General features: G+C 60.6%; 16 protein-coding genes and 7 pseudogenes. 9 read left to right on the top strand and 14 right to left on the bottom strand.

Annotated features, from left to right (window positions below):
- Window positions 1–22: 22 nt before the first annotated feature.
- Window positions 23–193 (top strand): annotated as a pseudogene (locus ACVILL_RS21130) (IS66 family transposase); the annotation flags it as partial.
- 47 nt (window positions 194–240) lie between these two features.
- Window positions 241–393: pseudogene (locus tag ACVILL_RS21135) on the top strand (IS110 family transposase); the annotation flags it as partial.
- 538 nt (window positions 394–931) lie between these two features.
- Here the strand turns inward: ACVILL_RS21135 and istB are convergent.
- The 4 genes from istB to ACVILL_RS21155 form a co-directional block, all read right to left on the bottom strand.
- A complete protein-coding gene (istB, locus tag ACVILL_RS21140; protein WP_456730815.1) occupies window positions 932–1,675 on the bottom strand; it encodes an IS21-like element helper ATPase IstB in 744 nt (247 codons plus the stop codon).
- 13 nt (window positions 1,676–1,688) lie between these two features.
- A complete protein-coding gene (gene istA / locus ACVILL_RS21145; RefSeq protein ID WP_456730816.1) occupies window positions 1,689–3,227 on the bottom strand; it encodes an IS21 family transposase in 1,539 nt (512 codons plus the stop codon).
- Between the two features lie 171 nt (window positions 3,228–3,398).
- Window positions 3,399–3,929 (bottom strand): hypothetical protein, encoded by a 531-nt coding sequence (locus ACVILL_RS21150; protein WP_456730817.1) that lies wholly within the window; start codon window positions 3,927–3,929, stop codon window positions 3,399–3,401.
- A gap of 189 nt (window positions 3,930–4,118) precedes the next feature.
- Window positions 4,119–4,487, bottom strand: coding sequence for an antibiotic biosynthesis monooxygenase family protein (locus tag ACVILL_RS21155; protein ID WP_456730818.1), 369 nt, complete (start codon window positions 4,485–4,487; stop codon window positions 4,119–4,121).
- A 97-nt stretch (window positions 4,488–4,584) separates the two neighbouring features.
- Between ACVILL_RS21155 and ACVILL_RS21160 the strand changes: the two genes are divergently transcribed.
- A complete protein-coding gene (locus ACVILL_RS21160; RefSeq protein ID WP_456730819.1) occupies window positions 4,585–5,067 on the top strand; it encodes a MarR family winged helix-turn-helix transcriptional regulator in 483 nt (160 codons plus the stop codon).
- A gap of 301 nt (window positions 5,068–5,368) precedes the next feature.
- Here ACVILL_RS21160 and ACVILL_RS21165 read toward each other — a convergent pair whose 3' ends face one another.
- Entirely contained in the window at window positions 5,369–6,409 is a 1,041-nt protein-coding gene (locus ACVILL_RS21165) for an IS110 family RNA-guided transposase (protein ID WP_456730820.1), read from the bottom strand.
- A gap of 106 nt (window positions 6,410–6,515) precedes the next feature.
- Here ACVILL_RS21165 and ACVILL_RS21170 point away from each other — a divergent pair, with 106 nt between their 5' ends.
- Window positions 6,516–6,848 carry a hypothetical protein gene (locus ACVILL_RS21170; RefSeq protein ID WP_456730821.1) on the top strand — a complete coding sequence of 111 codons (333 nt, stop codon included), beginning with the start codon at window positions 6,516–6,518 and terminating at the stop codon, window positions 6,846–6,848.
- Window positions 6,849–6,880: 32 nt separating this feature from the next.
- Here ACVILL_RS21170 and ACVILL_RS21175 read toward each other — a convergent pair whose 3' ends face one another.
- On the bottom strand, window positions 6,881–7,081 hold the full coding sequence (locus ACVILL_RS21175; RefSeq protein ID WP_456730822.1) for a hypothetical protein: 201 nt from the start codon (window positions 7,079–7,081) through the stop codon (window positions 6,881–6,883).
- 439 nt (window positions 7,082–7,520) lie between these two features.
- On the opposite strand from ACVILL_RS21175, the pseudogene ACVILL_RS21180 reads away from it, so the two are divergent.
- Together ACVILL_RS21180 and ACVILL_RS21185 are read left to right on the top strand one after the other, a co-directional pair.
- A pseudogene (locus ACVILL_RS21180) lies at window positions 7,521–8,486 on the top strand (IS481 family transposase).
- Between the two features lie 1,460 nt (window positions 8,487–9,946).
- Window positions 9,947–10,090 (top strand): hypothetical protein, encoded by a 144-nt coding sequence (locus ACVILL_RS21185; RefSeq protein ID WP_456730823.1) that lies wholly within the window; start codon window positions 9,947–9,949, stop codon window positions 10,088–10,090.
- A 428-nt stretch (window positions 10,091–10,518) separates the two neighbouring features.
- Here the strand turns inward: ACVILL_RS21185 and ACVILL_RS21190 are convergent, their stop codons facing one another.
- Entirely contained in the window at window positions 10,519–10,767 is a 249-nt protein-coding gene (locus ACVILL_RS21190) for a hypothetical protein (RefSeq protein WP_456730824.1), read from the bottom strand.
- A gap of 101 nt (window positions 10,768–10,868) precedes the next feature.
- Here ACVILL_RS21190 and ACVILL_RS21195 point away from each other — a divergent pair.
- From ACVILL_RS21195 to ACVILL_RS21205, 3 pseudogenes are all read left to right on the top strand, one after another.
- Window positions 10,869–11,743, top strand: a pseudogene (locus ACVILL_RS21195) (TraG/VirB4 family ATPase); the annotation flags it as partial.
- Between the two features lie 41 nt (window positions 11,744–11,784).
- Window positions 11,785–11,901 (top strand): annotated as a pseudogene (locus ACVILL_RS21200) (DUF4141 domain-containing protein); the annotation flags it as partial.
- A gap of 30 nt (window positions 11,902–11,931) precedes the next feature.
- Window positions 11,932–12,093 (top strand): annotated as a pseudogene (locus tag ACVILL_RS21205) (TrbI/VirB10 family protein); the annotation flags it as partial.
- Here ACVILL_RS21205 and ACVILL_RS21210 read toward each other — a convergent pair.
- The 7 genes and pseudogenes from ACVILL_RS21210 to ACVILL_RS21240 form a co-directional block, all read right to left on the bottom strand.
- Window positions 12,081–12,330: pseudogene (locus ACVILL_RS21210) on the bottom strand (phosphomannomutase/phosphoglucomutase); the annotation flags it as partial. The pseudogenes ACVILL_RS21205 and ACVILL_RS21210 sit on opposite strands and share 13 nt — an antisense overlap.
- Window positions 12,329–15,535 carry a TonB-dependent receptor domain-containing protein gene (locus tag ACVILL_RS21215; protein ID WP_456730825.1) on the bottom strand — a complete coding sequence of 1,069 codons (3,207 nt, stop codon included), beginning with the start codon at window positions 15,533–15,535 and terminating at the stop codon, window positions 12,329–12,331. The gene ACVILL_RS21215 and the pseudogene ACVILL_RS21210, both read right to left, overlap by 2 nt.
- Window positions 15,536–15,672: 137 nt before the next feature.
- Window positions 15,673–16,077, bottom strand: a complete 405-nt coding sequence (locus ACVILL_RS21220) for a DUF2946 family protein (RefSeq protein WP_456730826.1) — start codon at window positions 16,075–16,077, stop codon at window positions 15,673–15,675.
- Window positions 16,078–16,343: 266 nt separating this feature from the next.
- The gene (locus ACVILL_RS21225) at window positions 16,344–17,063 is read right to left on the bottom strand and encodes an energy transducer TonB (protein WP_456730827.1); all 720 of its coding nucleotides are present in this window, start codon (window positions 17,061–17,063) and stop codon (window positions 16,344–16,346) included.
- The gene (gene exbD / locus ACVILL_RS21230) at window positions 17,060–17,494 is read right to left on the bottom strand and encodes a TonB system transport protein ExbD (RefSeq protein ID WP_456730828.1); all 435 of its coding nucleotides are present in this window, start codon (window positions 17,492–17,494) and stop codon (window positions 17,060–17,062) included. Before exbD ends, ACVILL_RS21225 begins: the two co-directional genes overlap by 4 nt.
- A 5-nt stretch (window positions 17,495–17,499) precedes the next feature.
- Window positions 17,500–18,231, bottom strand: a complete 732-nt coding sequence (gene exbB, locus ACVILL_RS21235) for a tonB-system energizer ExbB (protein ID WP_456734320.1) — start codon at window positions 18,229–18,231, stop codon at window positions 17,500–17,502.
- 233 nt (window positions 18,232–18,464) lie between these two features.
- Window positions 18,465–18,653: a GTP-binding protein gene (locus tag ACVILL_RS21240; protein WP_456730829.1), complete on the bottom strand. Its 189-nt coding sequence runs from the start codon at window positions 18,651–18,653 to the stop codon at window positions 18,465–18,467.
- Window positions 18,654–18,941: the final 288 nt, after the last annotated feature.

Raw genomic sequence — 18,941 nt, forward strand, 5'->3', positions numbered from 1 at the left:
GTGAGGCATTATCAGGAAAGTCATGCGGGTGCGCTATGATCGGCTCGCCAAGGTTGTTCGACCGCAGGTCTCATGGACGCTCGTGCATTGCTGGCGTCATTTGCGTCGGCGCTTCGTCAAGCTGGCGCGCAACGGCAAATCGCCGATCGCCGAGGCCGCGGTTCACCAGATCGCACAGCTCTATGCGATCGAGGCCACGGTGCGCGGATCATCGCCGGAAATTCGGCTGGCCGCGCGCAGGAAAGCACGTTGCGCACGTGGGGTTTGCAGCTCCGGGAAAGAATCGGCTTCAAAAGAGCTGCCGTGGCTGTGGCGAGCAAGCTGGCAGTGATAATGCATACAATGCTTAAGACTGGCGAGCTGTTCAATCCGACAGCCGGAGCCATCGCATGAATCCGATTAGCGTTCTGAAGCTGAACGCTCGAGGTGTCCCTTGAGCCATTCCGCTGATGGGGTTGCACCGCTGACTCAGCAAAGTACGTCGTCCACATTGAAGGGCTCGTCCCGCGAAGCTCCATCATGCGCCGGCTACTATCGACCGCGAAGACAACCGTACACCCGGCAAGCACTTCAACAAGATTATATGCTTGACCTTTCAGCAGCGATTAGACAACCCCATCATAAACGGGATGGTGCGGGTCAGAGCGCGTTTAGGGATCAAGTGCGTATTCCACGGATGGTGATCAGCGATTGCAGGCGATCGTGATCACGGATTCCAGACGATGGTGATCACTTGCGGAGGCGAACACGACTGACGTGTTTAATGTGTGCTGGAAATGGTCTTCCTGGTCAAGACAGACGGGAGGGTTTGGAGATCGGTCCGGCGGTCCATGGGAGGGCCCCGCGCGCGGCGCGGAGTGGCCCCACGAGCGACGCAGCGGCGCGCGCGGGAGGGACCTGTGGGCCGGTGGGGCGATCGGGCGTGCGGTGGTCACGCGTTTGTCCTATCGTCGGCCCGCCGACGCAGGCTGTCGCCCTTGAGCTCGATGCGGTGTGCATTGTGAATGATGCGATCCAAGATGGCATCGCCAAGCGTGGGATCGGCAATCACGTCATGCCATTGCGACACGGGGAGCTGACTTGTGATCAACAATGATCCCTTGTCGTAGCGATCATCGACGATCTCGAGTAGATCACGACGCTGGTCGGCGGTGAGCGGTTCGGGTCCCCAGTCGTCAAGGATGAGTAGATTGACACGCTCCAGCGCCGCGATCAGACGGGCGAGACGGCCTTCGCCACGCGCCTGGGCGAGATCGGCGAACAAGCGGGGCACGCGCTTGTAGAGGACGGAGAAACCATCGCGGCATGCTCTGTTGCCGAGCGCGCAAGCCAGCCAGGACTTACCGGTGCCGGTCGGGCCGACAATCACCAGATGGTTGTGATCGCGGATCCATTGGCCGGAGGCGAGGGTCTGGAAGAGCGAACGGTCGAGACCGCGCGCGGTGCGATAGTCGACGTTCTCGATGGTGGCGGCCTGGCGGAGCTTGGCATTGCTCAAGCGGCGCGTGAGGCGACGGTTGTCGCGGGCGGTGACCTCGCGATCGACGAGGAGGCGGAGCCAATCGGGGTGCGGCATCTCGGCGGCCTCGGGATTGTTCTGCAGTTCGATGACGGTATCGGCCATGGCAGTGAGGCCGAGTGCGCGCAGGCGTTCGACGGTCGGATGGATGAGCACGATGATCTCCTGATCAGTTGTAGTAACCGCGGCCGCGGATGTTGGCGTGGAAGAGGATGGGTGCGTCCTGGGTCGGAGGCGCGGTTTTGTCGGTGCCGTTCTTGAGGATGGCAGCGACCGATTTGTAGGAACGGGCATTGAGCAAAAGGGCACGGGCGCAGGCGGCGTCGACGCGCTCCTGGCCATAGCGTTTGACCAGCCCGAGAATGCCGATGGCCGAGCGGAAGCCCTGCTCCGGATGCGGCCGCGAGCGCAGGATGACGTCGATCAGGGTCTCGGCGTCGGGCCCCACCTTGGCGGCTTCGGAGCGGATGCGCTCTTGGGTCCAGTCGCGGTAGCGGCGATGCGAGCTTGGCATATGCTCGGGGATCGTCGTCGGACGATGCGGCAGGGTGCTGCGCAGATGCGAGGCGACACGCTTGCCGCGCAGGAAAATCTCGACGGTTTTGAGGGTGATCCGTGCCTCGACCTCCTGATGCACGAGGTGGTGAGGCACGCTGTAATAATGTTTGGCAATCTCGATATGATAGTCGAGATTGACCCGGCAGCGCTTCCACTCGGCATACTCGTAGGGCTCATCCGGCAAGGGGGTCAGCGCCGGGCGATCGAGCTCCTCGAACAGGTCGCGCCGGCTTCGTCCCCAGCTCCGGAGAGGTCGATCGTTTAGCTCGACAAGGAGCGCGTAAATTGCCTCGTTGAGGGCGGCGAGCGAGAAGAAGCGGCGGTTGCGCAGGCGCGCCAGAATCCATCGCCCGACGATCTGGACCCCGACTTCGACCTTGGCCTTGTCGCGCGGACGATACGGCCGCGCCGGCACAATGGCGGTGCGGTAATGGCGGGCGAGATCGGCATAGGTCCGGTTCACCATCGGCTCGTGAAAGCAGGCCCGGGTGATGCCGGCCTTCAGATTGTCGCTCACCGTCTGCCGGGCGGTGCCGCCGAAATAGGCAAAGGCGCGGACGTGCGAGCCGATCCAGTCCGGCAGGCTCTGGCTGAGGCTGGCCTCGGCGTAGGTGTAGTTCGAGGCACCGAGCACGGCGACGAAGATCTGCGCGCTGCGCACCTCGCCGGTGAGCCCGTCAACCACCTCCATGGTGTGGCCAGAATAGTCGACGAACAGCTTCTCGCCGGCGACATGAACCTGGCGCAGGGTCGGCTTGAGGCGGCTGGCCCACTCCCTGTAGCGTTCGCAGAACCACGAATAGCTGAAACTGTCGGAGTGGGAGCCGCAATACTCCTCCCACAACAACATCAGCGTGACGTTCCTCCGCCGCAGCTCGCGATGCACGAGCGCCCAATCCGGCTGCGGCCGCTCGTCGCTGGGCAAATCGGACGGTGGCGGAAACAGCCGGTTCTCGAGCCGGACATCGTCATCGAGCTCCGGCGGCAACGGCCAGGTCAGGCCGGCCCGGCGCGCTAGGTTGAGGTACTTGTTGACCGTGCCCTGGGCCAGGCCGAGGCTGCGGGCAACCGCGCGCTGCGACATGCCGACGCTGTAGTGCAGGCGTAAAACTTCGCGAATGTGGCGCATGGACAGTCTCTCTGTCGGCATCTCGATCCTCTGCTGTCGGGCAAAAGATCAAGCTACCTGGGTTGCAGACTGTCAGTGGTGTCCGGCTCGCTGTCCCCGATCATGATCCGCTGGAAATAGCGATCACGATCCTGTGGAATTGGTGATCACGATCCCCTGGAAACGGTGATCACGATGCTCTGGAATGAGTGATCACGATGGCCTGGAATTGGTGATCACGATCGTCTGGAACGCGCAATCAAGAGCGTCATCCTGCATCGGCGCTCGAAGTCGAGCGATAATTTCGCCTGCTCGCTTACCGTCCTTAGCGATAGTACTAAGTGCTCGCCGGGCTTCTTCCAGATCTGGCGGTTGAGTGCCCAACCAGTTTAAGGCGGCCTCTGCATTGAGAATCGCGGCTGTGAGCGCGTCGACGACAGCACTATAGGTGCGCACAACCTCTGCTGACGTCTGCAATGGCGCTTCGCCCTTCGCCTTGCGCGGATTTCCTTTTGGTTCGCTGAACCGGCTGCGATGCACCTTGCGCGGCCTTAGGTGCAGAATGGCGTTTGCAGCCTTGCGGATCAGATCGAGTACCAGTTCGGGCTGGGCCCGCTTGGGGGCGCGGCGGCCGTCGATCTTAGGGACAGTCGAGCGTTTTGTGACAAGACATTGAAGGGCCGGTTGCACGATGCTGGCCTTGCCGCCCAAGATGTACCAACTCGGCTTCCACTTCCAGGACATAGCGCGCTCCTCTAGTGGGTCATGAGAACGCCTCGGCGCTGTCGGCCGAGGGAACCGTTTCAACGTCGATGGGACGCGAACAGCTCGCTGAGTACCGTCGAAAGTGCCGATCGTTGCGATAGCCAAGGCGCCAGCGACAGGATGGATCAACTTGATCATGAGTATCTTCCCTTCCTAAAAACAGCAGGGCTAGGTAACGCAGATGTCGGGCACGGCAACTTTCTGGAACAGATGAGGGGAAGCTACCGCCGAGGCCGGATAGGTGGCGATTTTTGCTAGAAAGTCAGGATGGGTGAAGGCCGCGCGGAAGTGTGCGGTGGATTCCCAGACGGCGTAGTTCAGATAGGTCGAGCTGTCGCCGAGAGCTCTGTGCAGCTGAGTGGAAATGAAGCCCGGCTGTCGCTTCATGAACGCTGCGTCGTCCTGCCAGGTTTTGAGAAAAGCCGCCTCATCGGCTTTGTCGAGAGTGAATAAGTTCACCAGGACGACCGAATTTGCCTCGATAGCAATCTGGCGGTCGATCGGGAAGGAAGGGTCCAGTGGGCGTAGCAACGACATGAGTGCCTCCATCGCTAGTTGATATGTGATGCCTAATTGGTATTATGATTACATAACAGATTGACATTATGATGTCAATATAAAATAATGGTGACAAATGAAAAAAGCCGAGCGAACCCCCGAGGGTGACGCCCTGACCGACCTTGTTCTCGATCTATTCAGGCTCTACAGCCTACTTCTGACGGCCGGCGACCGTCTGGTCGCCCCGCTTGGCCTAACAAGCGCACGCTGGCAGGTGCTTGGCGCCATTGTGTCCGCCGAACGTCCCCAACCGGTCGCTTGGCTCGCACGCGACCTGGGCGGCAATCGTCAAAACGTGCAGCGAATTATCAATGATCTGCACAGGGAGGGCCTCGTATCTTTTGAGGTCAACCCGCATCACCGACGGGCGCAGCTCGTCGTGCTCACTGAGAATGGACAGCGCGCCTTCGAAGCCGCAATGGAATTGCAGGCTCCCTGGATCAACGATCTTTCAGAAGGGCTGTCGGTCAAGGATATACGGATTGTCCATCGCGTGATCACGGCCTTGCGAGATAAGCTTGAGGGCGCGGGCGGCTGTGCCACCAGTTTCTCGAAATAGAACGCTGCCGGGTATGGCGCGACATGTATGGAACGGCCCGCGGGCGCAAGAGCTTTCTCAGTCGAGTTCACACATGGGAGCGGTGCGGTCATGTATACGGCCTGTAAAGCGCGGCGCATGACCGCTGGCCTCGATGAAGTCCGCGACACAAGGGGCTAAATCAATCAGACGCGCTTGAAGCGCATTGTCGCGCCAGCCTCACTCGTGTCGGGATTTCGTCCCGTGGGTTCATCGCCTGTTATTGCTCCTTGCCCTCTGCCGGCCCGCGCCGGTCAGATCTCTTTGACAACTGCTGTATTCATCAAGCGGCAGCCGTAGTCGTCGCTAGCGTCTCCGGATGCCGATAAATCCCGCCCCTGTTCAAGAGCGCCCAGGCAATTCGCGCTGTCTTGTTTGCAAGTGCGACCGCTGCCACCTTGTACGGACGTCTGGCGAGCAGCGACTTCAACCATGGCGGCGCCCGATCAGCCTTCCGGGCAATTCGCAGGACGGATGTCGCCCCAAGAACGAGGAGGCTCCGAAGCTCGGGGTTTCCCATCTTCGAGATTCGCCCCATCCGCTCCTTGCCCCCACTCGAATGCTGTCGCGGCGTCAGTCCCAGCCAGGCAGCGAAGTGACGAGCGGATTTGAAGCCGCCGGGATCTGGCACCAGCGCCGTGATGGTCGCCGCTGTCATGGCTCCAATGCCGGGGGTGGTAGTCAGTCGGCGCATGTCCTTGTCGGTCCTTGCCGCAGCAACAATGGCTCGCTCGAGCTTGTCAATCTGGTCCGCCTGAGCCTCGATCTGATCGGCAACTGCCGTCAGCACGAAGCGCGCTGCCGCAGGCAAGCGGATATCTGCTATATCCCGTACGATTGCAACCAACGCCTCGACCTTTGTCCGGCCGGCGGCGGCAATGATGCCCAACTCAGCCAGATGCGAGCGCAGGGCGTTGATCGTCTGCGTTTGCTGTTTCACCGGAAGTGCGCGACTCTTCAGGACCATCGTTCCGGCTTGTTGCTCGGCCGTTTTGATCGGAACGAAGCGCATGGTCTTGCGAGTCACGGCTTCGCTGATGGCCTCGGCATCCGCCGCATCCGTTTTTCCACGCTTCACAAACGGCTTGACGTAAGCTGGTGGGATCAGCCGCACTTCATGGCCGAGAGTTGCAATCTCGCGTGCCCAATAGTGAGCGCTGCCACAGGCTTCTATTCCGACAAGGCAGGCCGGCTGCTTCGAGAAGAAATGCAGCACCTCGCTGTGCCGTAGTCTCCGGTTGAACAGCGGCGAGCCATCGGCACCCGCGCCGTGAACTTGAAAAATGTGCTTCGCCAAATCACCGATGGTGCTAACCTGCTTCATGGAACGGTCCCTCCTTGTGGCGTTCGAACAACGACCACGTTTTAGCACGATGATGCTGTCGGAGCGGGCCGTTCCACCACATCAATCAGGATGAGAGCGCGTCACCTTGATCGCCGCCGCGCAGCCGGGCTCGAAATACATGTCCCGGCAGCGTTTCATTCTCAAACTGAGCCCTGAAATCCCAGTTAGCGCTACCCTAGCAATGGCCGTGCCACAGGTTCGTGACAGGAAACAACAAAACGGCCTCAAGCATTTTCCGGGGCTGGCTCGGACGCTGAGGCCGTATGGCCAGCGAGGAACGAGCAAGCAAAAAGACGACGACCGGCACCAATTTCTGAAGATCACTAGCCAGAACAAGGCTCGCCAGCGCGGAGTCCGGCAGTCAATTGAGGCGACCTTATCGGCTCGCCCGGTCTGCTGCCTCCGGCTCGTTTTTTGATCCGGAAAAACCTCCAAGCTGGGCCGGTTGGTCTACGTTGTCAGCGCCTTTCCCGGCTCCAGCAAACGCACGAAAGTCCCGCTCTCGTGTAGCTCGAGCCAACCCTTCTCAACTGCGTGCTTGATGCCAGCTCCGAACTCCGGTCCGCTGGTCTTGAGCGTGTAGAGAAATGGCGCGTTGATCCGCTCGATGTAGATGCGGCCATCCTGGACCTGCTCAATGCTGGCTGCCAATTCGACAAGCTTGCGCGCGGCGCTTCAGGGCTGGCGTAAGGTCGTTCAGCAGACAGCTTCAATTCTCAGCGATCCCTGGGCCACCAAACAGAAGGTGGATTACTGGCCGAGATCTTCGTGGTCCGTAAGACGACGAGATGGCTGCGCTTAAACGGGCGCCCCTGACCGAGCATTGCTTATCGCATATAGCGCCCGAGCTCGTGGATGAGCATGATCTGGGCCGCCGAACGATGTCGAGCGCTACGGTCTGGTGGTTGTCGCAGCCGGGACACTTCACCTCAAGATAGCGATAGCCGGCATTGAGGGCGTCCCCGGGGGCCGGGGAGGGCTGGGCAGGGCTTTGGAAACCAAACATGCGGGCATTCCAAGCCTGACAGGCTAGGTGTTTAGTCCCGGGCTTTGATGGTGCATTCTTGTCGCACGATTCGAAGGATGCGCTATGGGACAAGTTTTACACGGCTGCGCCACCACGACGGAGGCAGTCCGTCGAGCAATACAAAATAGTCAAGAGAGCCTGAGAGCACTCGCCAAGCGCTACGGGATCAACCAGAAGACTGTCGCGAAGTGGAAGCAGCGCGAGACCGTCGCCGATCGTTCGACAGGCCCCAAGGAAGCCAACTCGACAGTCCTTTCCATCGAGGAGGAGGCGGTCATCGTCGCTTTCCGGCGGCATACACTGCTGCCGCTCGACGATTGCCTCTATGCCCTGCAGCCGACCATCCCGCATCTGACGCGGTCGTCCCTGCATCGCTGCCTCCAGCGCCACGGCATCAGCCGATTGCCGGAGATTGAAGGCGGCAAGCCTTCGAAGAAAAAGTTCGAGGCTTATCCGATCGGCTATTTCCACATCGACATCGCTGAGCTCTAGACTGCCGAAGGCAAGCTCTACCTCTACGTCGCAATCGATCGCACCAGCAAGTTCGCCTTCGTGCAACTGGTCAGGAAGACGGGAAGGACCTCCGCCTCGGCCTTCCTCGAAGCTCTGATCGCGGCTGTCCCCTACAAGATCCACACAGTGCTCACCGACAATGGGATCCAGTTCACCTTCCCGCCCCGCTATGTGGACGGCCCGACAGCAAGATACGTGACGCATATGTTCGATATGCGATGCCAAGAAAACGGGATCGAACATCGGCTGACCAAGATCAAGTATCCCTGGACCAATGGCCAGGTCGAGCGCATGAACCGCACGATCAAGGAAGCGACCGTCCAACGCTACCATTATGATCGACACGATCAGCTCGAAGCTCACTTTGCCGACTTCATCACCGCCCACAACTACGCTCGGCGGCTGAAGACCCTGAAGGGCCTCACACCCTACGAATACATCTGCAAATGCTGGACTTCCCAGCCAGAACGATTCAAACTCAATCCGCTCCAGCAAATGCCGGGACTAAACACCTAGGGCGTCAGCGTCCTCGCGCGCTCTTCTTCAGGGACTTCAGCAATCTTCATTGCTGCGCGATGGACGAAACCCATGATGGCATCGAACGCTGCTTTTCTGGTCTGGCGTCACCGCCACTCTCCCCCCCGAAAATTGAAGGTTTATCGCAACTTCCGCAGCCAAGGCAGGGAGCCCGGAACCACCAGTTCGGGATGCGCGTAGGCTTAGATGGCGCCAATCTTCACGCAGATCGCGTGAGCTACGATGAATATCGGGAGCGCTATCAGGAACCACACAATGGCGTCCGCGTCGCGATCCGGCGCAAACTCTCGATTCGGGTGCGTCTCCCACCCGTGGGGCACTACTGAAACGGACTCGCTGGGCCGGCTACGCTCGACTGCGCGCCGCAATAGCTGTTTGACCGTAGCTTCGCGCTTTAACGTCGCATCTGTGCGTGTTTCTCGGTCGGACATCCCAAAAAGCTCCATCGCAGCGATATCTCGAGTGCCTACTGTTTGTCAGGTGGCTCGGGAGGTGTTTCCGGCGCGGCGGGTTCGGCGGCGGGTGTAGTACCCCTGAGCTCCGACGGTGTGACACAATCGCCTGCCCAAAGCTTGGTCCCCCTCACCGTTCCCACGAGCTTACAACCCATCGGGGCCAGCGGCTGTTTTTGCGGCTTGGCCGCGCGGGCTTTGGGGGGCGCGGTCGCCTTCGGCGCGGCAGTTTGAGCGTAGGCAGATGCCGAAAAGCCGAGAATGGCGGTGGCGAGAATCAGCGCAGGCCTCATCATCTTCCTTCTCCCCAGATTTACTATTTGGCGTCGGAGGTAACTTCGTCCTCGACTTCAGAGCTTACTCGGCGAGACCGTCCGATCAGGCCCAAGGCGCCGAGAACAATGAAGAGGCCGCCCGCGATTATGAGCCAATGCCCAAGCCTCACCGGCTGGAGTAGCTCGGCGAGCGCGTCCATCCCCTATCTCTTTGTGGGTCGGGGTTGATCGAGACGGTATTCCCGGAATTCCGAGGGCCCTTTCACCAACCTGCGCCTGCGAACCACCTTCTCTCTGGATGGAGTCTCCGGATCGGCTAAGCGAGCGATGGTTTTTTTTCGGCAAGTTCTTTGGCTCGAACAGCGATGGCGCCACCGGCCCTTGTCGCAGGCCTTGCAAATGAGAAGGCTCTGCCGAGCCCCAGCTCGACCAGGCGGCGGATGGCTTCGGAACGGCCGGGGAGGTCTTCTTGCTTGGCCGCCCAAGCATCGACGCTTTTCCGTAATTCCGAGGACAGGCGGATAGCCGTAACCGGGTCCTGACCGGTGGCCGGCCGGCCCGGACGTTTCCGTACTACGTTTTTCGTCGAGGGCTTCATAATAAGTGTAGTACGCTAATCGTTCTTGGAAAACAAGCGGGCTGGCGTCGTGTTGCAGAGCGAGACATGGACACAGCCGGAGCGAGGAGACCATGGTGGCGTGGGTCTTGGTGAATGTCCCCCTCGACGAAGCACGGAACGCTGGAGCTGCTCCAGTACGTCACCGCCAGACGCGGCTGGCCCGGTGATAGCTGGCACACCGGCCTGCCCGAGAAACTCGCCTCGGCCATCAACCGGTTCTTTGGGAGCGTCTCGTGAAGGTAATAAGCACGAACAAGTCGGTATCAGCTCAGAGATATGGTGGGGGACCGCGACAGAGGGCGGTGATAAGTTGGAAGGTTTTACGAACTGGGCTCCCGTCTTGAGTTGCGAAGGGAGCGGCACCCGGGGACGTGATATCCAATCTGGGATGATCCGCCCCAGACCGCTTTGCAGGCCGTCCTTTCCGCCATCAAAGCGAACTGAGCCTTCACAAGGCTAAAAACCCGTCGGTCACGCTGGCGGGTTTTCACCGGACGCAGAGTTTTGCCCGGACGTTGCCGGAGGGCAACGTCACCTCATAAATGAAGGGCACAACACTATCCGCTTAGTATCGGCTCCTTCGCGCACGCCGGATGTGCCATCCGCATTGCCGGCAACTGCGATGAGGATATTATCTTTCGCCCAAGGCATTCCATAGACGCGGGTCAGATATTCCCGCGATTCTTAAATTGGGTGCAGCCGTGCGCCAGCGCCGCTTCATCGTTGGTCAAGTCCGGTTTTGCTTTACGCCCAAGACGCATAAGTTCGGTAGGCGTGCATGCAAACTCATCATCGAACGCCTGGAAATGAAGACGGGAAAGAAACCGATTCAGTTCGCCGAGGTGATCTGGCCCTTCTGGGCTTACCAACAGATGGATGTTGACGAAGTTTCCCTTCACGATGCCCGTGTTCAACCGAAGCTCGATGTTAGGAAATAGCAATTCGCAATTCTTCAGGCGGCCCTTGTCCTTCTCCGCCCGGACGAACCCTCGTAGGATCGAGTAACGCAGTAGTGGCGGAGCGCGCCTGGGCCGCCGAATGGGTGACCGCGATCCTCGCCAAGGAGGGCGTCACGATCGATCCGACCGCGAAAGAGCATGTCTGGTCGGCGTTGACGTCACTCGCATCCTCACCCGTTGAGGAGCGGACGATCACTGGTCTGACCGTCCTGCTGCAATCGACCGCGCTCAAGCAGGCGCTGCAACCCTATTGTGTCGGCGGCCCCTCCGGCCGGCTGCTCGACGCCGAGGTCGAGCAACTCGGCTTGGCGTCGGTCCAGGCCTTTGAGACCGAGGGGCTGATCGGTGCCGGCGCGGCACCCGCCGTCCTTACCTACCTGTTCCATCGCATCGAAGGGCGACTCGATGGCCGGCCGACGCTCCTCATCATCGACGAGGGCTGGCTCGTGCTCGACGATCCCGCCTTCGCGCAGCAGCTCCGAGAATGGCTGAAGACGCTCCGGAAGAAAAACGCCTCCGTCGTCTTCGCCACGCAATCGCTCTCCGACATCGACGGCAGCAACATCGCACCCGCAATTGTCGAAAGCTGCCCGACGCGGATCTTTCTGCCCAACGAGCGCGCCATCGAGCCGTAGCTCACAGCAATCTATCGGCGCTTTGGTCTCAATGATCGCCGGATCGAGATCATCGCGCGGGCGACGCCCAAGCGGGACTACTACTGCCAATCAAGACGCGGCAATCGGCTGTTCGAGCTGGGGCTTGGCCCCGTCGCGCTTGCCTTCTGCGCCGGATCCTCTAGGCCGACCATGCTGCCATCGAATGTCTTCTCGCCGAGCACGGCCGCGAGAATTTTACGCCGGCCTGGCTCGCGGATCACGAGCTGCTATGGGCCGCCGACCTCATCCCTGACCTGACAAACCTGGAGGTGTAATCATGACCACCCGTAAATTGCGGCGCGCAGGCTTAATGGCCATGACCTCCCTCTCACTCGCCCTGTCGCTTCAGCCGCTTGTGACGACGCCTGCCTCGGCGCAGTGGATCGTCTACGACCCCTCCAACTTCAGCCAGAACGTGATGACGGCGGCGCGCGAGCTGCAGCAGATCAACAATCAGATCCAGATGCTGACCACCCAGGGCGCCAAGCTGATCGGTCAGTATGACAGCTCCGTTGCGTTCGGCCAGAGTCGGATCCTCCTGGTCTGGACCCGCATCATCATGCCGGACGGCAATTCGATCGTGCTGGAACGTCAGCCCGGCGCCGACACCGGTATCTCGTCGGGTCCGAAGGTGAGCGGGCGGTTGGCGCCCATCTTGACGCCGGTCCAGCCATTGTCGTTGTGCGAGGCGGTGACCATCGCAACGCAGGGCACGTCGAGATCGAACTGCGCGAAATAGGCCATCGGCGTCACCGCGAGCCCGATGTCGTGCACCTTGCAGCCTGCCGCCATCAGGCCCGAGATCAGCGCGTATTTGATCGAGGCGGAAATAGCCGCGGAAATCGTGGCCGGTGACAAAATCATAGTAATCCCTCAAGATGATAGTTCACGCCCGCTTTAACTTGGTTGACCCCGGATTCCACGGTTACGCTGTTGCCGAACGGGTTCGCGAACGTCAGGGTCTTGCTGCCGAAAGCAAGGTGATCATATTCGAGCTTCGCGGACCAGTGAGACCCCAACATGTATTCCAGGCCGCCGCCGGCGATCCATCCGGACCTGGTCGTGTTGGCCACGGTCGAACCGTCGAGCCCGCTGTTCACCTCCATACGGTAGTCGGCGTTCATCCACGCCGCGCCGCCCTTGGCGTAGAGCATCAGCGGCCCCGTGACATAGCCGACCCTGCCGCTCAAAGTGTCATACCAGTTGTGGTCGCTGGCAATCGAGAGCGACGCGGTCCCGGCGGGATCAACGAAATTGGTCTTGCCCTGCGCCGACGTCCAGCCGAGTTCTCCTTCGATGCCGACCAGCCAGTTCGATGCAAGCAGGTAGTTGTAACCGAACTGCAGACCGCCGAGCGCGCCGCTCGGATTGGTCGCGCCCCAGCCAATCGGCGTGAGCACGTGCTCGCCGGCGCTGAACGCGCCGCCGAAATTGGCGCCGACATAGGCGCCGTTCCAATAGTAGGCGATCGGGGCCGCGGCTGGGGCCTTGGTGGAGAAGCCGGGCAGGACACCGGTAGTTTTCTCGGGAGCCCCAAGCTTCTGGGATATGCCAAAATAGTATCCGCGCCGCGGTCCGTATTGCGGTGCGAACACGCCGATGCCGCTGCCGTTGCGGATCTGGTAGATGTAGTCGGCCACGTTGACCACGTCGAACCGGACCGTAACGGGCAATCCGTTCCAGCCATGGTCAAACTCATGCGAGACGCCGGTGTTGACCTGCCAATAGGATGGGAGGTGATCACCGTTCGGAACAACGGTGCCGTCTGGATTCTGAAGATCAGTACGCAAGCCGCTGCCGTAGATGAAGGTTGCGCTCACGGTGGTCCCGTCCAACCAGCTATGGGTATCGAACCATCGGTATGCGATCCTCCCCGAACCCGTATAGAGTTGTTCGTGGTCGGTGTGGATCCAATTGTTCTGGATGTAGACCAGATCGTCCGGGCCAAACAGAGTCTGGTTTGACACGACCTTCTTCGCGCGCTGAACCCCGTACGCCCAGCTGGTGTCGGCGGAGAAGCCACCGTATCTAAACCTGAGCGACAGCTCCGCACCATAATTGTAGGCCTTGTCGTAGTTGAACGCCGTAAGAGCGTAAGCTTGGCCGAACTGCCCATCGTCGAGCAAGTCCCTGGCGTTTTTGTAATAGATGCTGCCGGCGAGCTCGAGGCTCGGACAGTTTGCGACCGCGGTCGGAGCCTTGGTAGGCATTCCGCCCGGCCCGGTCGGACATTGCGGCAGCAGTTGCTGCTTGAAGCCGGCGTCATACACATCCGCCCGCTCGGGTTGGATCGCACCGACATTCTGGAGGGGCTGGCCAGCCACCTGGCCAGCCAGTACGGCGGCCTGATCGGGAGTGACGGTCGGGGTACTTGCGGTGGTCCCGTTGAAGATCTGGGTTGGAATTGTCCGACCAAGCGCCTGCGGTGCCGGCTCGAAAGTCCGCATGTAGCCGAGATGGAATACGGTCGACCACCATGGCTTATAGGTTAGGCTCGCGCGCGGACTGAACTGGTTGGCGTCGACATATTGGTAGATCTGATCGAACCGCAGGCCGTAATTGAGCGTGAGTTTGTCCGTCAGCCGCCACTCGTCCTGGGCGTAGGCTCCAAGCTGCCAGCCAAATAACTTGCTGCTGTCGAGAATGTTGAACGGTGTGTCGATCGCAGTCATGCCGTTCGGATCGTTCGGATCGAGCGGCTGCACCGTGCTTGTTGTTGCGATTCGGGTCTGTTCGCCTTGGGTGTAGAAGCCGGCCCGTAAGGTGTGCGCGTCGTTCAAGCGGTAGGAGAAATCGCCCGAGACGCCATTGAGGAATGAGCTGCGGAAGACATCGGACGCAACGTTGTTGATGAAGAGATCGCCCACCGGGTCGGGCACGAAGTGCAGATCGCTGTAGCGTGAATAGTACGAGAGCTGCGCATCGAAATTGCCCTCCGATTTCTGCCACGCGATAACATTGTAGGCGTTCTTTTCGTACTGGTTCTGGTTGAGGGTGGCCGAATCGAAAGCGCCTTTGCCAAAGGCCGTATAGGCGGGAGCAGTCGGGTTGGGGGTACCGTCAGGGTTGAGGCAGGGGTTCGCGGGGTCGAAAGGACCACCGCAGAAACCTCCCGCGTTGCCCGGCTGCCCCGGATTATTGGGAATCTGGTAACGGGTCTCGCCGAACCCTGTAAGAGTGACCACCCGCGTCGTTGGATCGAGGACGGTGGACGTGTAGGCGAAGAACCTGCCCTGTTCAGAATGATCGTGAATGGCGTTGGGGGAAGCTATGGGATTTTCAAGGCCGAGGCCGGTGCTGAGATAGCGGCCGGTGACGTAATAATCGGTCTTTCCCTCGACTCCTCCATATTCGAAGCTGGGCGTGATGGTCTGACGGCTGCCGCCGTAGAGGCTGACGCTGCCGCCGGACAGCGCCGCGCCGGTCTTGGACGTGATGTCGAAGACGCCAGCCGTATGCAGGCCGTATTGCGCCGGCAGCGCGCCGGTCAGCAGCTGTATGTTGCCGATAAATGAGGTTTCGAGTATCTGCGAAAAGCCGGACACGCCGTCGGGCAGAAGAATTCCGTTGATCCGGTACTGAACGTTGGCGTGCTCGTTACGGATGTGAAAATCGCCCGAGCTCGTCGAGTCTTGCGAGACGCCCGGAAATTGCAGCGCGAGGTCGCTGAGCTGGACGGCATTTCCCTGCGGAATATTCTCGATGTCCCTCTGAGTGAGTTCATAGGTCGTCGCGCCAACCTTGGGCAGAATGACATTGTCGCGCCGCTGGTCGAAGTTTTGGGTCTGCTGGACGACCTGACGATTGGCCGCTGCCTGGACCTGCTCTGGGGTAGGCGCCGGCTGCACCGGCGCGGGCTGCGCCGGTGCGGGCTCACGCCTTACCACGCGCGGCTTCTGCTTGGGCTTGGCCGGCTGCTTCGGCGCTTCCACCTTGGTCTCGGGAAGCACCTTGGGTGTATTTTCCGCAGGAGGTGGGGTCTGCGCGCGAGCCGTGGCGCCGAGGCCGCAGATCATGAGCGAGGCCACTCCGCTCGTTGCTAACATTCGCTTGAGAAAAACTGACATTATTCCGATTCCTGGAACGCGCGAGCGGAGTCGGCGCTGCGGGCGAATTCGCAAGCGCCTGCCGTCGGGCTGCGACGGACTGAATTCATTTCATTCGGGAGATCGCCTGGTGCGATTCTCGCGATACTAAATGGATGTCAGGAAATCGGAGGTGCGCGTGACTGAAACGCACGCCAAGCGGATGCCACGCGAGCGAAATCGCTCTCCGTGGTCAGAGCCGAGAATGCGACAATCTGCGGGAGCGGCAACGATGGCGGCGTGGCAAACAGCGCCACGTTAGCCATCGCCATCACAGCGCAGATGGCGCAAATGTCACCCGAGCGCTCGCCCGAGTTGTGATTGGAGGCAGGTTGCCGCTCATGCTGACTGCTGGCGGCCTGAGCGGCGAAGGAAAGCTCAGACGCGGCCAAGCTCAATTCAGGAGCAGCGATCGCAGCAGAGCCAACGCCGTGGAAATGGCCAAACGACAACGCAAGCTGGATGCCCAGCGCCAAAAACGCCAGCCAAGACACCCGCCTTGTGTTGGATCGGAACCACTTCATGCTGAAACGCGCCTTTCGTCGAAAGGTCGAACATTCAGACCTAATCGACGTCGACGAGAGTTTCGCGAACTTGATTGAACGCTGTCAACGGCAGTCAAGCAGAGCGTCGTCAGAATCAGGCACTCTGTGGGATTTTCGCAACGTGGAATTTTCGCAACGCTAGTTAATGCGGACACGTTCAGTCGACGCCCCCATGTGCCTTGTGAGATAGGCGCGCCTCGCGCATTCGCTCTAGCGGACAGGCCTCTCGCCGGCGAGCGCAAAAGCTAGTGCCCGAAATTAACGGGCGCGATGAAGCTGTCCTGCGTGCCGGGCTTGGCCGCGGGAAAGGCCGGGAATGGGCTGGCGCGGTGAAGGATGTCGAGCGCCTCCTGATCGAGGACGTTGTTACCCGAGGATTTTGTCACCTTGCTGGCGACCACCTCACCTGCGCGGTTCAACTCGAAACGCACCATCACCGTGCCCGATGCTCCGTGCGCAGCCAGCGGATAGCGCTTATAGCGCTGCAGGTGCCCGAAGATCAGCGCATTGTAGGCGTTCGAGCTGGCCACGCTGAACTCGGCGACGCGCTCGTTCTTGGGAACAGCGCGGGTCTCCGGCGCGGGAGTCATGAGTTGAGCCTCCGGCTTCTCGACCTTCTCCTCCTCCCGTGGCAACGTGACCTCCGCCTGCGGCTGCGGTGGAGGCTGCTCGACCTGCTCGACCGGCTTCTCCTCGACTTTGCGATCCTCTGTCGGCACGGCCTCCGCCTGTTGCATGGTTGGGCCAACCGCGATGTCCTGATTCTGAATCTCGGGCGAACTGGCTTCGACCGGCGCGAGTGTCACGGTGATGGCGGGAATGATGTTGGGCTCGACCGGCTCGCGGGCATACCACTCCACGAGCGAGGCAAGGATAGCTACATGCACGGCGAGGATCGTCATGCCAGCCAGCGTCCAGCGGGACAAACCGCGCCTCTCCGGAAGATACAGCGCGAGCGAATTCATTGCTTGGTTGCCGGCGTTTCGAGCCCGACCAGGGCGAGCTTGAGATATCCGGCGTCACGCAGGATGTTCATCACACTCATCAGGTCGCCATAGCTCACCAACTTGTCGGCGCGGATGAAAATTGTCTCGTCCCGGTGATCGTTGGTAGCCGTATCCAGCGCGGCCGGTAGCGCCTCGCGCGAAATGATGCTTTCGCCGAGCGCGATGGCGAGGTCCGGCTTGATGGTGATGAACACCGGCTTGTCAGGCCGCGGCTGCTCGGGTGCGGTCGAGGCGGGCAGGTTGACACCGATGTCGACGGTGGCAAGCGGAGCTGCCACCATGAAGATGATGAGCAGCACCAGTATGACGTCGATGAACGGCGTGACGTTGATCTCATGCAGGACCTCTAAACCGTCATCGCCTGATCGCGTGCCGAGACGAAACGCCATGCCACTCACTCCGCCGCCGCGCGCGGCAGGATCGCGGTGCGGCTGCTCTGGCTGCGGCTGATCAGGAGCAACAACTGCGCCGAGGCGTCGCCAAGCAGCATGCGGTAGCCAGCAATAACACGCGCGAGATGGTTATAGATAACGACCGCAGGAATGGCAGCGACAAGTCCAAACGCCGTGGCAAGCAGCGCTTCCGCGATGCCGGGAGCCACCACCGCGAGATTGGTGGTGTGGGACTCGGAAATCCCGATGAAGGAGTTCATGATGCCCCACACCGTGCCGAACAGGCCGACGAACGGCGCGGTGGCGCCGATCGTCGCAAGGATGCCGACCCCGCGCGAGACCTGCCGCGTCATCGCCGCTTCCACGCGCTCCAGCCGCAGGGCGACGCGCTCTTTGAAACCGTCGTCGATGGGGCCTTCGGATAGCTCCGCCTCGCGCGCGGCGGAAGAGACCAGTTGCGCAATCGCGTCTCGATCATCACGGCAGGCGCGCACCGCGTCCTGGAGACTACCGTCCGCCTCGAGCATCCGTATTCGCCGTCGCGCAAGCCGTGTCGCGATGCTGAGCTCGACGGTCTTGGAGAGCCAGACCGTCCAGGTCACAAGCGACGCAAAGGCAAGCCCAACCATGACAGCCTTCACCACGATGTCGGCATTGAGGAACATGCCCCATGGCGACAGGTTGTGCGGCAGCAGAGGGTTCGGAACTTGAGCAAGCGCGGGCCCTGTGAGCATCGCAAGTGTCGAGCAGACGATCGCGCTCCCCAGTCTCGTTCCGCGCCAGGGTTTCACGGACCACACGTTGCGCCCGCCTATCGATGATATGTCGTCGTGCATGGTCCTTACGGCCTCTGCCAGGTGTTCGGCGAAGTATCCGCAGCGCTGCCCAGGCATCGGGCGAACATGCTGATATCGAAACCGACCTGATACCTCTAGTTCGTGTCCACACGTCGGCCACGAATTCTGCTTCAGGCCGACGAAAACGCGAACACGCAAATGAAAAGACTCCGCCCCACTGTCGCCAGCGTGGCCGTGCACGCGGTGCCACAGCGGGAAGAAAGCGTAATGTCAGGAAACCGGTGGGGCGCGCGATTGAGCAACGTTGTCTTTCCAACCCCGAGGAAGCCGGACAAGATGGTGACGGGGAATTTTTGCATAAAGATCGAAGAGCCTTTTTAGGGGGCGGGTGCGTGTCAAGCGCCGGCAGCCCGATCGCTGTAATATCGTCATAGCCGTGAAGTCGGCCACGTTCAGACCCTAGATCTCTGTGTAGTCCAGGACCGTATGTTCTCCGGACCAGACCAGGTCTGCGTCGTAAATTCGTTCTCGGCGCTTGGACCTGAAGTCAATCCCGAGAATGATCTCGCCCGTGGCCCTGTTTTCGCCGTTGAAGACTCGGGACGGAGAAGAAGCGGGGAGGAGGCCCTCCTCCCGCGTTTGGGACT

The sequence above is a fragment of the Bradyrhizobium sp. USDA 3364 genome, assembly GCF_054056355.1.

Coding starts and splice junctions, on each gene's coding strand:
- istA (WP_456730816.1), bottom strand. CDS start 3,227: ATGCCGACAGAGAGACTGTCCATGCGCCACATTCGCGAAGTTTTACGC.
- ACVILL_RS21150 (WP_456730817.1), bottom strand. CDS start 3,929: ATGTCCTGGAAGTGGAAGCCGAGTTGGTACATCTTGGGCGGCAAGGCC.
- ACVILL_RS21155 (WP_456730818.1), bottom strand. CDS start 4,487: ATGTCGTTGCTACGCCCACTGGACCCTTCCTTCCCGATCGACCGCCAG.
- ACVILL_RS21160 (WP_456730819.1), top strand. CDS start 4,585: ATGAAAAAAGCCGAGCGAACCCCCGAGGGTGACGCCCTGACCGACCTT.
- ACVILL_RS21165 (WP_456730820.1), bottom strand. CDS start 6,409: ATGAAGCAGGTTAGCACCATCGGTGATTTGGCGAAGCACATTTTTCAA.
- ACVILL_RS21185 (WP_456730823.1), top strand. CDS start 9,947: ATGTCCCCCTCGACGAAGCACGGAACGCTGGAGCTGCTCCAGTACGTC.
- ACVILL_RS21215 (WP_456730825.1), bottom strand. CDS start 15,535: ATGTCAGTTTTTCTCAAGCGAATGTTAGCAACGAGCGGAGTGGCCTCG.
- ACVILL_RS21220 (WP_456730826.1), bottom strand. CDS start 16,077: ATGAAGTGGTTCCGATCCAACACAAGGCGGGTGTCTTGGCTGGCGTTT.
- ACVILL_RS21225 (WP_456730827.1), bottom strand. CDS start 17,063: ATGAATTCGCTCGCGCTGTATCTTCCGGAGAGGCGCGGTTTGTCCCGC.
- exbD (WP_456730828.1), bottom strand. CDS start 17,494: ATGGCGTTTCGTCTCGGCACGCGATCAGGCGATGACGGTTTAGAGGTC.
- exbB (WP_456734320.1), bottom strand. CDS start 18,231: ATGCTCACAGGGCCCGCGCTTGCTCAAGTTCCGAACCCTCTGCTGCCG.
- ACVILL_RS21240 (WP_456730829.1), bottom strand. CDS start 18,653: ATGCAAAAATTCCCCGTCACCATCTTGTCCGGCTTCCTCGGGGTTGGA.